This is a genomic window from Halomonas kalidii (assembly GCF_030010475.1).
Lineage (GTDB): Bacteria > Pseudomonadota > Gammaproteobacteria > Pseudomonadales > Halomonadaceae > Halomonas > Halomonas heilongjiangensis.
This window is the reverse complement of the sequence record NZ_JASCQN010000032.1, coordinates 48,883-65,690: the sequence shown is the minus strand read 5'-3', so window position 1 is coordinate 65,690 and position 16,808 is coordinate 48,883. Positions and strand designations below refer to the sequence as shown.

16 protein-coding genes are annotated in these 16,808 nt (G+C 68.6%); 14 read left to right on the top strand and 2 right to left on the bottom strand.

Translation table 11 applies throughout. The annotated features are described in order from the left end of the window. The first annotated feature begins 48 nt into the window (after positions 1-48). Positions 49-690, top strand: coding sequence for a pyridoxamine 5'-phosphate oxidase (pdxH, locus tag QLQ85_RS08705; RefSeq protein ID WP_282738632.1), 642 nt, complete (start codon positions 49-51; stop codon positions 688-690). A gap of 39 nt (positions 691-729) precedes the next feature. On the opposite strand, the gene QLQ85_RS08700 is transcribed toward pdxH, so the two are convergent. After that, a complete protein-coding gene (locus QLQ85_RS08700; RefSeq protein WP_282738631.1) occupies positions 730-3,477 on the bottom strand; it encodes a bifunctional acetate--CoA ligase family protein/GNAT family N-acetyltransferase in 2,748 nt (915 codons plus the stop codon). A gap of 128 nt (positions 3,478-3,605) precedes the next feature. Here QLQ85_RS08700 and QLQ85_RS08695 point away from each other — a divergent pair, with 128 nt between their 5' ends. Continuing rightward, positions 3,606-4,541: a histone deacetylase family protein gene (locus tag QLQ85_RS08695; protein WP_282738630.1), complete on the top strand. Its 936-nt coding sequence runs from the start codon at positions 3,606-3,608 to the stop codon at positions 4,539-4,541. A 149-nt stretch (positions 4,542-4,690) separates the two neighbouring features. After that, a complete protein-coding gene (locus QLQ85_RS08690) occupies positions 4,691-5,326 on the top strand; it encodes a helix-turn-helix domain-containing protein (protein ID WP_282738629.1) in 636 nt (211 codons plus the stop codon). A 16-nt stretch (positions 5,327-5,342) separates the two neighbouring features. On the opposite strand, the gene QLQ85_RS08685 is transcribed toward QLQ85_RS08690, so the two are convergent. Beyond that, positions 5,343-6,182 (bottom strand): formate dehydrogenase accessory sulfurtransferase FdhD, encoded by an 840-nt coding sequence (locus QLQ85_RS08685; protein WP_282738628.1) that lies wholly within the window; start codon positions 6,180-6,182, stop codon positions 5,343-5,345. Positions 6,183-6,275: 93 nt separating this feature from the next. On the opposite strand from QLQ85_RS08685, the gene QLQ85_RS08680 reads away from it, so the two are divergent. The 11 genes from QLQ85_RS08680 to QLQ85_RS08630 all read left to right on the top strand — a co-directional run bounded on the left by QLQ85_RS08680 (position 6,276) and on the right by QLQ85_RS08630 (position 16,804). Next, entirely contained in the window at positions 6,276-6,707 is a 432-nt protein-coding gene (locus QLQ85_RS08680) for a DUF3305 domain-containing protein (RefSeq protein ID WP_282738627.1), read from the top strand. Then, positions 6,704-7,252 (top strand): DUF3306 domain-containing protein, encoded by a 549-nt coding sequence (locus tag QLQ85_RS08675; RefSeq protein ID WP_282738626.1) that lies wholly within the window; start codon positions 6,704-6,706, stop codon positions 7,250-7,252. The genes QLQ85_RS08680 and QLQ85_RS08675 overlap by 4 nt, the downstream gene beginning before the upstream one ends. A 93-nt stretch (positions 7,253-7,345) precedes the next feature. Next, positions 7,346-9,067 carry a 4Fe-4S binding protein gene (locus QLQ85_RS08670; RefSeq protein ID WP_282738625.1) on the top strand — a complete coding sequence of 574 codons (1,722 nt, stop codon included), beginning with the start codon at positions 7,346-7,348 and terminating at the stop codon, positions 9,065-9,067. A 4-nt stretch (positions 9,068-9,071) separates the two neighbouring features. Continuing rightward, positions 9,072-9,701: a TorD/DmsD family molecular chaperone gene (locus tag QLQ85_RS08665; RefSeq protein ID WP_282738624.1), complete on the top strand. Its 630-nt coding sequence runs from the start codon at positions 9,072-9,074 to the stop codon at positions 9,699-9,701. A gap of 77 nt (positions 9,702-9,778) precedes the next feature. Continuing rightward, the gene (locus QLQ85_RS08660) at positions 9,779-9,979 is read left to right on the top strand and encodes a twin-arginine translocation signal domain-containing protein (RefSeq protein ID WP_282720449.1); all 201 of its coding nucleotides are present in this window, start codon (positions 9,779-9,781) and stop codon (positions 9,977-9,979) included. A 27-nt stretch (positions 9,980-10,006) separates the two neighbouring features. Beyond that, positions 10,007-12,862, top strand: coding sequence for a molybdopterin-dependent oxidoreductase (locus tag QLQ85_RS08655; protein ID WP_282738623.1), 2,856 nt, complete (start codon positions 10,007-10,009; stop codon positions 12,860-12,862). 10 nt (positions 12,863-12,872) lie between these two features. Further along, a complete protein-coding gene (fdh3B, locus tag QLQ85_RS08650) occupies positions 12,873-13,487 on the top strand; it encodes a formate dehydrogenase FDH3 subunit beta (RefSeq protein ID WP_282738622.1) in 615 nt (204 codons plus the stop codon). A 9-nt stretch (positions 13,488-13,496) separates the two neighbouring features. Further along, positions 13,497-14,558 carry a formate dehydrogenase subunit gamma gene (locus tag QLQ85_RS08645; protein ID WP_282738621.1) on the top strand — a complete coding sequence of 354 codons (1,062 nt, stop codon included), beginning with the start codon at positions 13,497-13,499 and terminating at the stop codon, positions 14,556-14,558. 101 nt (positions 14,559-14,659) lie between these two features. Then, positions 14,660-14,995, top strand: coding sequence for a DUF1244 domain-containing protein (locus QLQ85_RS08640; protein ID WP_282738620.1), 336 nt, complete (start codon positions 14,660-14,662; stop codon positions 14,993-14,995). A gap of 1 nt (position 14,996) precedes the next feature. Then, complete coding sequence (moaB, locus tag QLQ85_RS08635; protein WP_282738618.1) at positions 14,997-15,518, top strand: molybdenum cofactor biosynthesis protein B; 522 nt, start codon at positions 14,997-14,999, stop codon at positions 15,516-15,518. Between the two features lie 77 nt (positions 15,519-15,595). Beyond that, positions 15,596-16,804, top strand: coding sequence for a molybdopterin molybdotransferase MoeA (locus tag QLQ85_RS08630; RefSeq protein WP_282738617.1), 1,209 nt, complete (start codon positions 15,596-15,598; stop codon positions 16,802-16,804). Positions 16,805-16,808 lie beyond the last annotated feature (4 nt).

The window sequence follows — 16,808 nt, the reverse complement described above, 5'->3', positions numbered from 1 at the left end:
CTCTACCCCGCGAGCGGCGACCATGGAACAAATCTCGAGGAGAACGACATGACACGCAACATCGCCGATATCCGACGCGACTACGAGGGGGGGAACCTGAACGAGGCCCAGGTCACCACCGACCCCATGGTGCTGTTCGACGAGTGGCTGGCGCTGGCCCTGGAGGCGGAAGGCGAGGACGGTAACACCATGACGCTGGCCACCGCCGACAGCCAGGGGCTGCCCCATGCGCGGGTGGTACTGCTCAAGGGTGTCGACGCCCAGGGCCTGGTCTTCTACACCAACTACCACAGCCACAAGGGTAGCGAGCTCACCAATGTGCCCCATGCGGCCCTGGTGTTCTGGTGGCCTTCGCTGTCGCGGCAAGTGCGCATCGAGGGGCGCGTGGAGCAGGTCAGCGAGGCGGAGTCCGATGCCTATTTCGCCAGCCGCCCCCGTGCCAGCCAGTTGGGTGCCTGGGTCGCCACCCAGAGCGTGGTGATTCCCGGCCGTACCTGGATCGAGGAGCGCGAGCACCGCTTCGAACAGGCCTACGAGGGCCAGGAGATTCCTCGGCCGGTGCACTGGGGCGGCTACCGGGTCATTCCCGAGATGATCGAGTTCTGGCAGGGCCAGCCCAGCCGCCTGCACGACCGGATCCGCTACGAGCAGCGCGACGGCGAGTGGAACCACTTCCGCCTGGCCCCCTGAATCGGACCATCCGCGGGCCTGCCCACAGCGGGCCCGTCCTCAGTCGGGCTGGCTCTCCAGGCGATGCCGCTGCCACTCGCTCTCCGGCTCGTTGAGCCGTAGCACGGCATCCACCACCTGCTCCTCCATGTTGTAGCGGCAACGGAACCCGAGGTGCTTCATCAGCGCCCGCATGGGGTGGTTGTCGACCATGATCTTGCCGATCATCTCCAGGGTACCGACGCTCCGGCAGTAGCCGATCATCTTGTTCATCAGCAGGCTGCCGATGCCGAGCCCCTGGAGATCGTCGCGGATGATGATCGAGAACTCGGTGCGGATGTTGTCCGGGTCGTTCCACACCCGCACCACGCCCAGCATCTCCTTGCTGCCATCGTCCCGCGGGTGCTCGGCGATGAAGGCCATCTGCCGGTCGTAGTTGATGTGGGAGAGGATCGACAGGTCGCGCTGGGTCAGGTCCGACTTGTTGTGGAAATAGCGGAAGCGGATGCTCTCCTCGGAGAGCTGGGTGTGGAAACTGGTGATCAGGGGGGCATCCTCGGCGCGGATCGGCCGCACCTCCACCTCCCAGCCGTTGCTGAGGGTGACCCACTCGCGCAGCTCTTCCGGGTAGGGCATGATCGCGAAACGTGCCGGGGTGCCCAGGTCCAGGGCGAAATCCAGGGCCACCATGCCGTCGCGATTGAGCAGCAACGGGTTGAGCTCCAGGCCGCGCAGTTCCAGCAGGTCGCTGGCCATCTGCGACAGCTTGACCAGCATCTCGCAGAGCCGCTCGATGTCCCGGCCGGGGTCGCTCGAGTGTTCGCGGATCAGGCGCGCCGCATGGGTACGCCCGATCATGTCCTCCGCCAGGCGCATGTTGAGCGGCGGCAGCGCCACCTGGCGGTCGGCGAGGATGTTGACCTTGTAGCCGCCGATGCCGAACACGACCACCGGCCCGAACACCGGGTCGCGGGTAATGCCGGCACAGAGCTGCATCGAGTGCTTGCCGCGCTGCATCGGCTGAAGACAGTACTCGCGGATCTCGAAGGCGGGAAACTTCTCGGCCACCTTCTCTTCGAGCCGGCGCATGCCCTCGGCGACCTGTTCCGGCGTTGCCAGGTCCTGCAGCAGGCCGGCGGAGAGCTTGTGGGGGTGCTTGCGGTAGCGGAACGGCCGGCAATTGCCCTCGTGCACCACCTTGAGCGCCATGGGACCGTCGAATTCCGCCGCGGCGGACGCCCCCGCCTCCGGCGTCGTCACGTAGCGGCTGGGGGCCACGGGGATGCCGTAGGCCTCTAGCACCTGGGCGGTCTCCGAGTGGGACAGGCACTCGCGCCCGCTGGCCCTGGCCCCCGCGATCAGGGTGCGGCAGCGCCGGCGGATGTCCGCGGTGGTGGAGAACGGCAGGCTCGGCGGGGTCTCCTGCAGCAGCGCCTGCACACGCTGGTAGTCGACCATGTGCATGAAGGCCTTCACCGCCTTCTCCGGCGAGAGGTAGGTGGGAATCCCGGCCAGGTTGCATTCGTGGCGTGCCGACAGTGCCTCTTCCAGCCCCATCCAACTGGTCAGCAGGTTGCGCCGGAAGCGCTTGCGATGGGCGATGATCGCCTGCGCCGCGATCTTCGACGGGGCCAGCCGGGTCGGGGCGTGGACCACCAGCACGGCGTCGACGCCGGCATCGGCGGCGACGATCTCCAGGGCGTCCACCAGCTTCTCCGGGGTGGCGTTGCCCCCCAGGTCCACCGGGTTGTCGCCGGGGCGGCTCATGTCGAAGCCGCCTTCGAGCAGTGCCCGGTGGGTCTCTTCGCTGAAGCCGGCCAGCTTGCCGCCGGCGCTGATCAGCTTGTCGATGGCCAGCAGCGCCGGCCCCAGGCCGTTGGAGACGATGGCCAGCCGATCGCCGCGCAGCGGCTTCATTCGCGACAGGGTCTCCAGGGCGTCGAACAGCTCGTCTGAGTCGTTGACCCGCACCACCCCGGCCCGGGCGAAGGCGGCATCGAAGAGCTGGTCGCGATTGGCCACCCCTGGGGTCGGCGGCAGGCCGGTGAGGTCCGACTCTGCGGTGCGCCCGCTCTTGATCGCCAGCACCAGGCGATGCCGGGAGGCGTCGCGCAGCGCGGTCATGAAGTGCTGGGCATCGAGGATGCGTTCCAGGTGCAACAGGATGGCCTGGGTCGGCGCATACTGGTTGATGTAGTCGAGGAGGTCGGGAAGCATCACGTCGACGCTGTCGCCGACGGTGATCAGGTGCGAGAAGCCAATGCCGCGTCCGGCGGCCCAGTCGATCATGGCGTTGCCGAGCATGCCGGACTGGCCGAGGTAGGCGACCCGACCCGCCTTGACCGGCTGGCTGGCATAGGAGGCGTTGAGCCTGCGCCCGGGCACGATCAACCCCATGCACTCCGGCCCCAGCACCCGGATCCCCGACTCGCGGGCGGCCATCAGCATGCGGCTGCGGATCGAGCCACCGTCGCCGCGGTCGTCGTCGAGATGGGCGCCGCCCGAGAGCACCAGCGCAGCCTTGACGCCGAAGCGCCCCAGCCGGGCGATGCGTCCCGGTACGGTCTCGATCGGCGAGCAGATCACCGCCAGGTCCGGTATCTCGGGCAACTCCGCGACACGCGCCACGCAGGGCTGGCCGAAGACCGATGCGTACCCCTTGGGGTTGACCGCCCAGACGGTCCCGGGAAAGCCGGCCTCCTGGAGGTTGCGGATCACCAGGCCGCCGAGGGAATGGGACTTCTCGGAGGCGCCGATCACCGCCAGGGTGCGCGGCTCGAAGAAGTGGCGCAGGAAACGGGTGCTCAAGGCTCTCTCCCCGGGATGTCTCCCGTGACGGCTGGTTCCGATGGTTGCCTCCTGTGTACGACCTATTGACACTGTCGTGCAAGGGGCGGCGACGATTATCGTGACGCCATTCCCCCTGGAGCCCACGCATGATCACCGCCTTCATCACCCACCCCGATTGCCAGCTGCATCACATGGGCCCCGAGCATCCCGAGAGCCCCCTGCGACTGGAGGCGATCCGTGCGCGGCTGGCCCTCTCCGGGGTGCTTCAACAGACCATGCAGTCGGATGCCCGGGAAGCCTCCCGGGAGGAGCTCGCCCGGGTGCACCCGCTGCGCCACCTGCAGGCGCTCGACAAGTGCGTGCCCGACCAGGGTATCGTCTCCCTGGACAGTGATACCCTGATGAATCCCGACAGCCTGCAGGCCGCACGAATGGCGGCCGGCGCGGTCATCCGCGGCGTCGACCAGGTGTTCCGAGGCCAGGCCGACAACGTCTTCTGCGCGGTGCGTCCACCGGGCCACCACGCCGAGGCCACCGATGCCATGGGCTTCTGCTTCTACAACAACGTGGCAGTGGGGGCGGCCCACGCCAGGGCGAAGTACGGCGCCCGCAAGGTCGCCATCCTCGACTTCGACGTCCACCAGTGCAACGGCACCATCGACATCTTCAAGGATGACCCCGAGGTGCTGGTCTGCACCAGCTTCCAGTACCCCTTCTACCCCTGGCGCTACCTGCGCAGCGAGTGGCAGAACGTGGTCAACACCCCGCTGCCGGCCGGCACCGACAGTGCCGCCTTCCGTCGCGCCGTCGAGGACGACTGGCTGCCGGCCCTGCACGCCTTCAAGCCGGAGATCGTGCTGGTCTCGGCGGGCTTCGATGCTCACCGTGAGGACGAGATGGCCGAGCTGTGCCTCGAGGACGAGGACTTTCACTGGGTCACCCGCCTGGCCATGGAGGTCGCCGCCCTCTATGCCGACAACCGCCTGGTCTCGGTGCTCGAGGGCGGCTATCACCTGGAATCCCTGGGGCGCAGCGCCGAGGCACACGTCAAGGCCCTGCTCGGCCAGCCCTTCGACACCTGATGGCGTTTCCTGTGGGTGGGAAACCCGCCACCGGTCATTCCTTGGCATGTTCATGTCGCAATCGCCACCATTGCGGGTCGTTCATGCAAGGCGTGGGGCAGCCGTTGTGGTAGGCTGGTGGAAATTCTGTTTCCAATAGTGAACCGCCCATGACCGCCACCACCGATCAGGACGCTGCCCTGCGCATCGCCTCGGGGCGCAAGCCCTTCGTCGAGCCACTGCGCCTCGGTGAGCGCCTCAAGGAGATCCGCCTGGCCAACCAGTGGACCCTGGAGGACGTGAGCCAGCGCACCGGGCTGGCGCGCTCGACGCTTTCCAAGATCGAGAACGACCAGATCTCCCCCACCTTTACCGCCGTGCAGAAGCTGATCGGCGGGCTCGGCATCGACCTGCCGCAGTTGCTCTCTCCGCCCCGGGTCCAGACGCGCACCATGGGGAGGCGCGACCTGACCCGTCGTGGCCACGGCCAGCAGCACCCCACCCCCACCTACGAGCACGAGCTGCTCAGCTGCGAATTGGCCCAGAAGCGCATGATCCCCTTCAAGACCATCGTGCGGGCGCGCAGCTTCGACGAATTCAGCGAGTGGGTGCGCCACGACGGCGAGGAGTTCCTGATGGTGCTCGACGGCGAGATCCTGCTCTACACCGAGTTCTACGAGCCACTCCCGCTGGTGCAGGGCGACAGCATCTACTTCGACAGCGACATGGGCCACGCCCTGGTGTCGGTCAGCGAGGAGGATGCCGTGGTGCTCTCCGTCTGCACCCGGAGCGAGAACTCTCCATGAACCACCAGGTAGGCTCCTAGCGGCGGTCGCCCGGACGCCGCGGCGGAATGGCGTCCAGGTCGAGGCGCTCGCCGGCGTTGATCGCCTGGAAGTGACGCCCCTTGGCCCGGGCGATCAGCAGCACCCCGAAGCGCTCGGCGAGCTCCACCCCCTTCTGGGTCACGCCGGAGCGCGACACCAGCACCGCGATGCCCATCTGGGCCACCTTGAGCACCATCTCCGAGGTCAGTCGGCCGGTGGTGTAGAAGATATCGGCGTTGCCCGAGTCGACCGCCTCGAGCCACTGGCGTCCGGCCAGGGTATCGACGGCGTTGTGACGCCCCACGTCCTCGACGAAATCCAGCACCGTCTCCTGACGACAGAGCGCACAGCCGTGCACGGCGCCGGCGCTGCGGTAGGTCTCGTTATAGGCGCCGAGGTTCTCGAGCAGTTGGTAGAGTACCGACTGGCGCAGCCGGGTGGCCGGCAGCACATGGAGCGAGGTGGCCTCGAGCAGGCGACCGAATACCGTGCCCTGCCCGCACCCGGTGGTCACGGTGCGCTGCCCGAGACGTTCCTCGAGATCCTCGGGCAGGTGGCGCGTGACCACCGCGGCCGCCTCCACCTCCCAGTCCACGTGCACCGCCTCGAGGTCTTCGCGGGCGACGAGCAGCCCCTGATTGCGCAGGTAGCCTACCACCAGCGCCTCGGGGTCGGCCCCCAGGGTCATCAGGGTGACGATCTCGCGCCTGTTGAGGTAGACGGTCAGGGCGCGCTCGGCGGCGATGGCCTGGCGACGAGCCTCGCCGAATTCGTCGAGCACCTCGATCTCCAGGGTGGCGGGCAGGCGCGCCTGGCTCAGGCTGATGTCGTGCATCACGGCTCCTCGACAAAGCGTTGATTGACGATGATGGCATTCCCTCCGCCTAGTGTCTTTACTGAAATGACAACTTTGGCGAGAGCGACATCCATGACCCACGCCAGCAGCCACCGCCCCCTGAGTCTCGATCTCGCGAGCGAGTCCCGGTGTGTCAAGGGCTTCACCTCCACCCGATGGCGGATCGTCGACCTGACCCCCGGGGATGGCGGCCCCTGGGTACTGACGCTGCAGCTCTACCTCACCGAGCGCGCCGCCTACCGCTTCAACCTCGACGCCGGCACGCCCCGGCTGTTCGTGCGCTGCGGCGAGAGCAATGGCGAGCCTCGCCCCTCGGCGATCACGGCCAGCCAGGACGTCGTGGCTTCCTGGCTCGACGGCGAGCAGCAGGTGCTGGAGGTGGCGATGCCGCTGGCGCTCCGGGCCTGGCTCGAGGCCTACCTCGCCCGTCATGGCGAGGCCCCGGACGAGGGACGCAAGAAGAAACGCCAGGGGGCGGGCCGCGCCCGGGAGCAGACCGCATGAACCGCCTGAGCCGCTGGTCACGCCGCAAGCTGTGCGAACAGGCCGATGACATCGAGCGCCCCGAGGCCGTGGGCGCCGCGGCCGAGACGGTGCCGGTGGCCGCCGACGTCGAGGCGCCGCCCCCCCCGCCTCCGGAGCCCGGCAGCCTGGATGCCTCCCTGCCCGATCCCGACACCCTGCCCGCCGGCAGCGACTTCACGGCATTCCTGCAGCAGGGGGTCAGCGACGGCCTGCGCAGGCGCGCCTTGCGACGGATGTTTTCCGGCGAGCATTACGGCATCCGCGACGGCCTGGACGACTACGACGACGATTACCGGGCGCGTCTCAAGCCCCTGACCAGCGAAGTGGCCCAGCGCCTGAGGCAGTGGACCCGCCAACCGGACGAGACCGAGGTACAGGCCCCCGGACCCGACGATGCCGCCGAGATCGCCGAGCACGAGGCGCCGCGCACCCGCGAGGCGGCTCCCGCCGCCGACCAGGACGCGGACGACGCCCGACGGGAGGACGACGCTTCCGACGGGGCTGGCGCCTCAGGGAGGGCTTAGACCAAGGAAGGCCTGGCAGAATGCCGAAAACCAACCAGACTGCTACATTAGCGTTACCACACAATAACAAAATATCACCGACCGTGAGGTGGCATGAACCAGCGCATCGAGATGCTGCCGGTGGACGACACCGGCAACCGTATGGCGAAGGAGGCAACGCACCGCCAGGTCTCCTGGCCGCTCAACCTCACCCCGGCCAGCGTCGACTATGTGAGTGAGGGGCACGCCTTGATCCTGGGCAACGAGCGGGCCGCCCGGCGGGCCGCCCGGCGGTTGCAGGGTCGTGGACTGGCCTCGCTGACGCTCGCCTTCACCGAACCCGTCGACGACGCCGGCGATGCAACAGCAGATGGCAGCGACGACGATGCCCTGCTGGCCGACACCCGGCAGCTGCCCTGCCAGGCCCTGAGCCGCGAGCAAGCCGCGAGCCTGCGCATCGAGGGCTATCTGGGTCGCTTCTCTGTCCTGCTCGCCCGGGAGCAACCGCTGAACCTGGCCCGGGCGCTGGCCGACCGCGAGCACTTCGACCTGATCCTGGATCTCGGCGAGAGGCCAGTGCTGGCACTGGAGCTGCCGCCGCCCGGCTATGTCGCCACGCGCGGGACCGAGCACGATCATGACGCCCGGCTCGAGGCCTTCGCCGACCTGGTGGGCGAATTCGACAAGCCGCGCTACTTCCAGATCAACCACGACCTCTGCGCGCATGCCGTCAGCGGCAACACCGGCTGCACCCGCTGCCTCGAGGTCTGTCCGGCCGATGCCATCGCCAGCCGGCAGGGGCGCATCGAGGCCTGGATCGAGATCGACCCCTTTCGTTGCCACGGCGTCGGCAGTTGCAGCAGTGCCTGCCCCACGGGCGCCATCCAGTTCCGGTCACCGGATACCCATCGCCAGCAGGAGACCCTGCTGGCCTGGCTCGAGGCCTACCGCCACGCCGGCGGCACCCTGCCGGTGGTGCGGTTCGGTGAAGCCCAACACCTCGCCGGCGACGGCGACCCAGCCGGCCATGTCCTCGACGTCCCGCTCGCGGAGCTGGGCGCCGCGGGCCACGACCAGTGGCTGACCGCCCTGGCCGGCGGTGCCGCCGAGGTGCGCATCCAGCGCCATCCGCAGATGCCCGAACGGCTCTCCGCCTTCCTCGACGACCAGCTCGCCCAGGCCCGGGCCCTGCTCGAGGCGCTGGGGCACGCCCCCGAGCGCGTGACCTGCCTCGACGCCGGCGACACGGCCGGCCGCGACGCCCTGCCGACGTATCCGCCCCTGGTCGAGACGCCCCTGGCCTTCGATACCGACGGCAAGCGCGACCGCCTGAACACCGTGCTGACCCGACTGCTCGAGTGTGGCAAACCCGACGGCCGGCGCCATGCGATGCCCGCGGGAGCCGCCTATGGCGGTCTCGACGTGGACAGTGCCGCCTGCACCCTGTGCATGGCCTGCGTGGCCGGCTGCCCCACCCCGGCCCTGGCGGCCGGCACCGACAGCCCGCGGCTGAGCTTCCGCGAGGCCGACTGCGTGCAGTGCGGGCTCTGTGCCGAATCCTGCCCGGAGGATGCCATCGCCCTGCTCCCCGGCTTCCTGGCCGACCCGGCCCGGAGCGAGCGCCGGGTGTGTCACGAGGAGGAGGCCTTCCACTGCATCCGCTGCGACAAGCCCTTCGCCACCGCCAGCACCATCGCCACGATCAAGGCCAAGCTGGCCGCCCATCCGTATTTCGCCGGCGATGCCCTGGCCCGGCTGGAGATGTGCGAGGACTGCCGCGTGCGGGACGTGTGGCACGAGCTGGCGCGAGACCCCGAATCGCAACTGAAGGTGTGAGCCGATGACCGATACTGTCATGCCCCGGGTGGCCCCCGGACTCGACGAGCTCCATGCCCTGCGGGCCGATGTCTACCGGCTGCTGGCACGCCTGCTGCGCGAGGCACCGGATGCCACGCTGCTCGACTGGCTCGCCGGGCTGGAGGTCGAGGACGACGGCAGCGCCCTCACCGGCCCCTGGCGCGAGCTCATCGCCTCGGCACGCGACGCCTCCGTCGACGCGCTGACCCGCGCCCATTTCCGCCATCTCGTCGGCGTCATCCAGGGGGACGTGACGCCCTACGCCTCCTGGTATCGCAACGGCGAACTGATGGACGAGGCCCTGGTGGCCCTGCGCCGGGACCTCAAGGCACTGGGATTCGAGCGCAGCGAGCGGACCCGTGACCCGGAAGATCACCTGGCCGCGCTCTGCGAGGTGATGGCCCTGCTCATCGAGGCCCGCGCCCCTGCCGAGGCGCGGTTCTTCATGGCGCACCTGGCGCCCTGGGCCTCGCACTGCCTGGCCGACCTGGCCGCGGTCGAATCGCCGTTCTATGCCCGGCTCGGTCGGCTCGGCCAGGCCTTCATCGACACGGAAGAGGCGCTGCTCGCCGGTGAGGCAGCGCAGGACCCCGTCAGGCTCGTCGAGCCCTGAACGACATCGTCGCGAGAACGCCCATGAACATGACAACAACGCCAACTCAAGGCCACGGCATGATCGAGGAGACTCCCATGAACAAGACTCGCAACCCGCAGCGCCGCCGCTTCCTCAAGACACTCGGGGTCGGCACCGCCGCCGCCGGGGCAGCGGCCGCCGTCGGTCACGTCTCCCTGACCCAGGCCGAGACCGCCGCCGAACCGCTGGCCGACACCTCCCGGCACTACCGGGAGACCGACCATATCCGCGCCTTCTACGCCACCCTGCGGGACTGACGGCACGACAGCCAGGAGATCACAGCCATGCGTCTGACTCGTAAAAGCGATGCCCCGAAGGCTGCCGGACTGGGCATCTCCCGCCGCCAGTTCCTCAAGCGCAGCGGGGCCACCACCGGCGGCCTGGCCGCCGCCGGTTTCATGGGCGCCCCGATGATGCGCCGCACCGAGGCCGCCGACAAGACCCCGGTACTCGACTCGCCGGTGGAGACCAGGCGCACCATCTGTTCCCACTGCTCGGTGGGCTGTGGCGTCTATGCCGAGGTCCAGGAGGGCATCTGGACCCGGCAGGAGCCGGCCTTCGATCACCCCATCAACCGCGGTGCCCACTGTGCCAAGGGGGCGTCGCTGCGTCAGCACGGCCATTCCAGCCGACGCCTCAAGTACCCCATGAAGCTGGTGGACGGCGAGTGGCAGCGCATGAGCTGGGACGACGCCATCGACGAGATCGGCGACAAGGTGCTGGCCCTGACCGAGGAGCACGGGCCCGACAGCATCTACTGGCTGGGGTCGGCCAAGTTCAGCAACGAACAGGCCTACCTGATGCGCAAGTTCGCCGCCCTGGCCGGCACCAACAACACCGACCACCAGGCGCGCATCTGCCACTCCACCACCGTGGCCGGGGTGGCCAACACCTGGGGCTACGGGGCGATGACCAACTCGCTCAACGACATGCAGAACAGCAAGGCGATCATGTTCATCGGCTCCAACCCCTGCGAGGCCCATCCGGTGGCCATGCAGCACATCCTGCTGGCCAAGGAGCGTAGCCAGGCCCAGATCATCGTCGTCGACCCGCGCTTCACCCGCACCGCGGCCAAGGCCGACAGCTACGTGCGCCTTCGCCCCGGCTCGGATGTCGCCTTCATCTGGGGCCTGTTGTGGCACATCTTCGAGAACGGCTGGGAGGACCAGCAGTACATCGACCAGCGCGTCTATGCCATGGACGAGGTGCGTGAAGAAGTGTCGGCCTTCCCGCCCGCCGAGGTGGAGCGCATCACCGGCGTCCCCGAGGACGTGATGCGCGACACCGCCCGGCGCCTGGCCGAGAACCGCCCGGGCTGCATCGTCTGGTGCATGGGCGGCACCCAGCACACCACCGGCAACAACAACACCCGGGCCTACTGCATCCTCGAGCTGGCGCTGGGCAATATCGGCGTCTCCGGTGGCGGCGCCAACATCTTCCGTGGCCACGACAACGTCCAGGGCGCCACCGACCTGGGGCTGATGTCCCACTCGCTGCCCGGCTACTACGGCCTGGCCGAGGGCGCCTGGGCACACTGGGCCCGCGTCTGGGACCTCGATCTCGACTGGCTCAAGGGCCGCTTCGACCAGACCGAGTACGCCGATGGCCTGCCCATGTACAGCAACGGCATCACCGTATCGCGCTGGGTCGACGGGGTGCTCGAGGAGGAGGAGGCCATCTCCCAGCGTACCCGGCTCAAGGCGATGTTCTACTGGGGGCATGCGGTCAACTCCCAGACCCGCGGCACCGAGATGCAGAAGGCCATGCAGCAGCTCGAGATGATGGTCATCGTCGACCCCTACCCCACCGTGGCCGGAGTGATGCATGGGCGCAGCGATGGGGTCTACCTGCTCCCGGCGGCCACCCAGTTCGAGACCACCGGCAGCGTCACCGCCACCAACCGTGCCCTCCAGTGGCGCGACAGGGTCATCGAGCCGCTGTTCGAGTCCAAGCCGGACCACGAGATCATGTACCTGCTGGCCCGCAAGCTGGGCTTCGCCGACGAGCTGTTCAAGCATATCGAGGTCAACGGCACCGAGCCGCTCATCGAGGACATCACCCGCGAGTTCAACCGCGGCATGTGGACCGTGGGCTACACCGGCCAGAGCCCGGAACGCCTCAAGGCCCACCAGCAGAACTGGCACACCTTCAGCTTCCGCACCCTGCAGGCCGAGGGCGGTCCCGCCGATGGTGACTACTATGGCCTGCCGTGGCCCTGCTGGGGCACCGCCGAGATGGGCCACCCCGGCACGCCGATTCTCTATGACACCAGCAAGAAGGTCTCCGAGGGCGGCCTGACCTTCCGCGCCCGCTTCGGCATCGAGCGCAATGGCGAGAACATCCTCGCCGACGGCGTGTTCAGCGAGGGCTCCGAGCTCAACGACGGCTATCCGGAATTCACCGACGAGATGCTCAAGGACCTCGGCTGGTGGGACGACCTCAGCGAGGAGGAGCAGGCGGAGGCGGATGGCAGGAACTGGAAGACCGACCTCTCCGGCGGTATCCAGCGGGTGGCCATCGCCCACGAGTGCGCCCCCTTCGGCAACGCCAAGGCGCGCTGCAACGTCTGGACCTTCCCCGACCCCATCCCGAAGCACCGCGAGCCGCTCTACACCAGCCGCCGTGATCTGGTCGGGGATTACCCCACCTGGGATGACGTGGCCTCGCACTACCGGCTGCCGACCCTCTACAAGAGCATCCAGGACAACGACAACTCGGATCGCTACCCGATCATCCTGACCTCCGGGCGCCTGGTGGAGTTCGAGGGCGGCGGCGAGGAGACCCGTTCCATGTCGTGGCTCGCCGAACTGCAGCAGGAGATGTTCGTCGAGATCAACCCGGCGCTGGCCAACGAACTCGCGGTGGCCGACGGCGACGACGTCTGGGTCGAGGGCGCCGAGGGCGGCCGGGTGCGGGTCAAGGCCCTGGTCACCCCGCGGGTCGCCCGAGAAGTGGTGTTCATGCCCTTCCACTTCGGCGGCATGTTCCAGGGCGAGAGCCTGCATGACCGCTACCCGGAAGGCTCCGCGCCCTATGTGCTCGGCGAGGCGGCCAACACCGCCACCACCTACGGCTATGACTCGGTGACGCAGATGCAGGAAACCAAGTGCACCCTGTGTCGTATCGAGAAGGCCAGCTGAGGAGAACAACATGGCCACTATGAAGTTCATGTGCGACGCCGAACGCTGCATCGAGTGCAACGGCTGCGTCACCGCCTGCAAGAATGCCAACGACGTCGAATGGGGCATCCAGCGCCGCCGGGTGGTCACCCTCGACGATGGCGAACCCACCGAGGTGTCGATCTCGGTGGCCTGCATGCACTGCGACGATGCACCCTGCATCGCCGTCTGTCCTACCGAGACGCTGTATCAGCGCGATGACGGCATCGTGCTGCACGACAAGGACCTGTGCATCGGCTGCGGCTACTGTCTCTACGCCTGCCCCTTCGGCGCCCCGCAGTTCCCGCAGCAGAACGCCTTCGGCGAGCGCGGCAAGATGGACAAGTGCACCTTCTGCGCCGGCGGCCCGGCCGACTCCAAGGAGGAGGAGTACCAGAAGTACGGCGCCAATCGCATCAGTGAGGGCAAGCTGCCGCTGTGCGCCGAGATGTGCTCCACCAAGGCACTGCTCGCCGGCGATGCCCAGACGGTGGCCGACATCTTCCGCCAGCGGGTGGTCCAGCGCGGACACGCGGACGGCGCCTGGTCGGGCAACCCCCGCGCCGACGCCGACAACCTCGCCTATGACGCCACCCGCCAGGGGTAAGGAGGCAGCATGTTCGTTTCCACTGCATGGGCGGGGCTCTGGCGAATGGTGGCCCTGACCCTGGTACTGCTGGTCGGCCTGGGCGTCACCCAGCCGGCGCTGGCCCAGGCCGACCCGGACCGCGAGGCGGCCACCGCCGCCGCCGGCGTCTCGCCGGATACCTGGCGCCAGGTACGCAGCGGCGAGACCGGGCCCAACTTCCGCGACAGCCGGGCCGACTCCATCTACAACCTGGTCAACGCCAGCGGCGAGACCTGGCGGCAGTGGCGCAACCGCTGGATCTCGCCCTTCGGCCTGATCGCGATCGGCGGCATGCTCGTGGTGATCGCGCTGTTCTACCTGATCGTCGGCCGCAAGGACCTCAGTGAGCCGCGCACCGGGCGCAAGCTGCTGCGCTGGCCGCTGGTCGTCCGCGCGATCCACTGGACGGTGGCGACCCTGTTCATCGTCCTGGCGCTGACCGGGCTCAACCTGCTCTACGGCAAGTTCGTCTTCCGCCCCCTGTTCGGTGACGGCTTCTGGGCGGCGATGATGTCCGGCACCAAGCTGATCCACAACTATCTGGGGCCGCTGTTCGGCATCCTGTTGATCGTGCTGCTGGCCCGGGTGCTGAAACACAACTGGCCGAAGAGGCACGATCTGGCGTGGTTCAAGAAGGGCGGCGGCATGGTCGGCAAGGCACATGTCGATGCCGGCTTCGCCAACGCCGGCGAGAAGGTCTGGTTCTGGCTGCTGGCCACGGTGGGCATCGTGGTGATCGCCAGCGGTTTCGTGCTCGACTTCCCCAACTACGGCCAGGGCCGCGACACCATGCAGTGGGCCAACATCATCCACGCCGTGGGCGCGCTGGGGCTGACCGCCGTGGCACTGGGCCATATCTACATCGGCACCATCGGCTCGGAGGGCTCGTTCGAGGGCATGGCCACCGGCTATGTCGACGAGACCTGGGCCAGGGACCACCACAACCTGTGGTACGAGGAGGTCAAGGACCAGGCGATTCCCGAGGAACGGCTCGCCGCCGGTGGCCAGCCCTCCGGCGGCAGCGAGGAACCGACGCCCCGCTCGGGATGATCCACCGCCTTCATCGCCACGCTTCGACACCGCCCTCGGGCGGTGTCTTTTGTTATGCTGGCAGCATTCGCGAACACCACCAGGATGCAGGGAGACACGCCATGCAGCATCTCGACGACAACACCCGCACCGAGCTCGAGGCGGCGGCCTTCCGTCGCCTGCTCAAGCACCTCGACGACAACAAGGACGTACAGAACATCGAGCTGATGATCCTGGCCGACTTCTGCCGCAACTGCCTCTCGAAGTGGCTGGTGGCCGCCGCCGAGGAGCGCGGTGCCGAGCTCGACTATGACGCCGCCCGCGACTACGTCTACGGCATGCCCTATGTCGAGTGGAAGGCGAAGTACCAGCAGGATGCCACGCCGGAGCAGCTCGCGGCCTTCGAGGAGCGGCAGGCACGCAAGAAGGCGCAGGCGTCGAACGAGGGTGAGAAATAAGATGAGCGACCCGATGATTCCGCTGCGGATAGCGGTGCTGACCATCTCCGACACCCGCACCGACGAGACCGACCGCAGCGGCCAGGCCCTGGTCGAGCGCCTCACCGGCGCCGGCCATCGGCTCGCCGACAAGCAGATCGTCATCGACGACGTCTACCGCATCCGGGCCGTGGTGGCGGGCTGGATCGCCGATCCCGAGGTCCAGGTGATCCTGACCACCGGGGGGACCGGCTTCACCGGCCGCGATTCCACGCCGGAAGCGGTCTCGGTGCTGCTCGACAAGCAGATCGAGGGCTTCGGCGAGCTCTTCCGCCACCTCAGCTGGCAGGAGATCGGCAGCTCCACCATTCAGAGCCGCTGCCTCGGCGGGCTGGCCAATGCCACCGTGGTGTTCTGCCTGCCCGGCTCCACCGGCGCCTGCCGCACCGCCTGGGACGGCATCCTCGCCGAGCAGCTCGACAGCCGCCATAAACCCTGTAACTTCGCCAACCTGGTCATTCCCGAGCGAGGCCAGCATGTTTGAGAGCACCGACAGCCGTCACAAGCCCTGTAACTCTCCACACGTTCAGGCCAACCTGGTCATTCCCGAGCGAGGCCAGCATGGCTGAACTCAAGCCCGTAGAGGCGGCGCTGGCGGCCCTGCTCGACGGAGTCGTGGCCACGGCGGCCGAGGAGCTCGCTGTCGAGTCGGCCGCGGGGCGGGTGCTGGCCGAGGCGGTCATCGCCCGCCTGGATGTTCCCGGCTTCGACAACAGCGCCATGGATGGCTACGCCCTGAATCACCGCGATGCCGGGCAATGGCTGCCGGTGAGTCAGCGCATCGCCGCCGGCACCCCGGCCGTACCGCTGGCCCCGGGCAGCTGTGCGCGGATCTTCACCGGCGGCGAGCTCCCCCCGGGGGCCGACTGCGTGGTGATGCAGGAGCGGGTCGAGGTGGACGCTGATCGGGCCCGCATGCCCGAGGGGCTGCCCGCCGGCGACAATGTCCGCCGTCGCGGGCGCGACGTGCGGGCCGGCGCCTCGCTGCTGCCCGCCGGCGAGCGGCTCGAGGCCGCCGCGCTCGGCCATCTCGCCGGCCAGGGCATCACCGAGGTCATGGTGCGGCGCCGCCCCCGGGTGGCGCTGCTCTCCACCGGTGACGAAATCGTCGACCCCGGACGGCCGCTGGCCCCGGGGCAGCTCTACAACTCCAACCGGCCGATGCTCAAGCGCCTGCTCGAGCGCTTCGGCGCCGAGGTGGTGTGGGCCGCCTCGGTGCCCGACAGCCGCGAGGCGACGCTCGACATGCTGCGCCAGGCCGCCGAACGTGCCGAGGTGGTGATCACCACCGGTGGGGTCAGCGTCGGCGAGGAGGATCACGTCAAGGACGCCTTGCAGACCCTGGGCCGGCTCGACCTCTGGCGCCTGGCCATCCGTCCGGGCAAGCCCCTGGCGCTGGGGCGACTGCCCCGGCCGGACGGCCGCGAGGCCCACTTCGTCGGCCTGCCCGGCAACCCCGTGTCGGGGTTCGTCGGCGCCTGGCTGTTCCTGCGCCCCTTGATGGGTGCACTGCTGGCCTGCCCCGCGCTGGACGCCCTGCCCCGCCTCGCCGCCCGGGCCGACTTCGCGACCACCACCGGCCCACGGCGCCACTATATGCGCGTGGCACTGGCATTCGGCGAGCAAGGGATCGTGGCGAGAGCGTTCCGCGACCAGAACTCCGCGGTGCTCTCCTCCTGCGTCGGCGCCGACGCCCTGGCGGTGGTGCCCGCCGAAACGCGGATCGAGCCGGGAGACAGGGTCGACTGCCTGTGGCTCGGGGGCGATTGATACC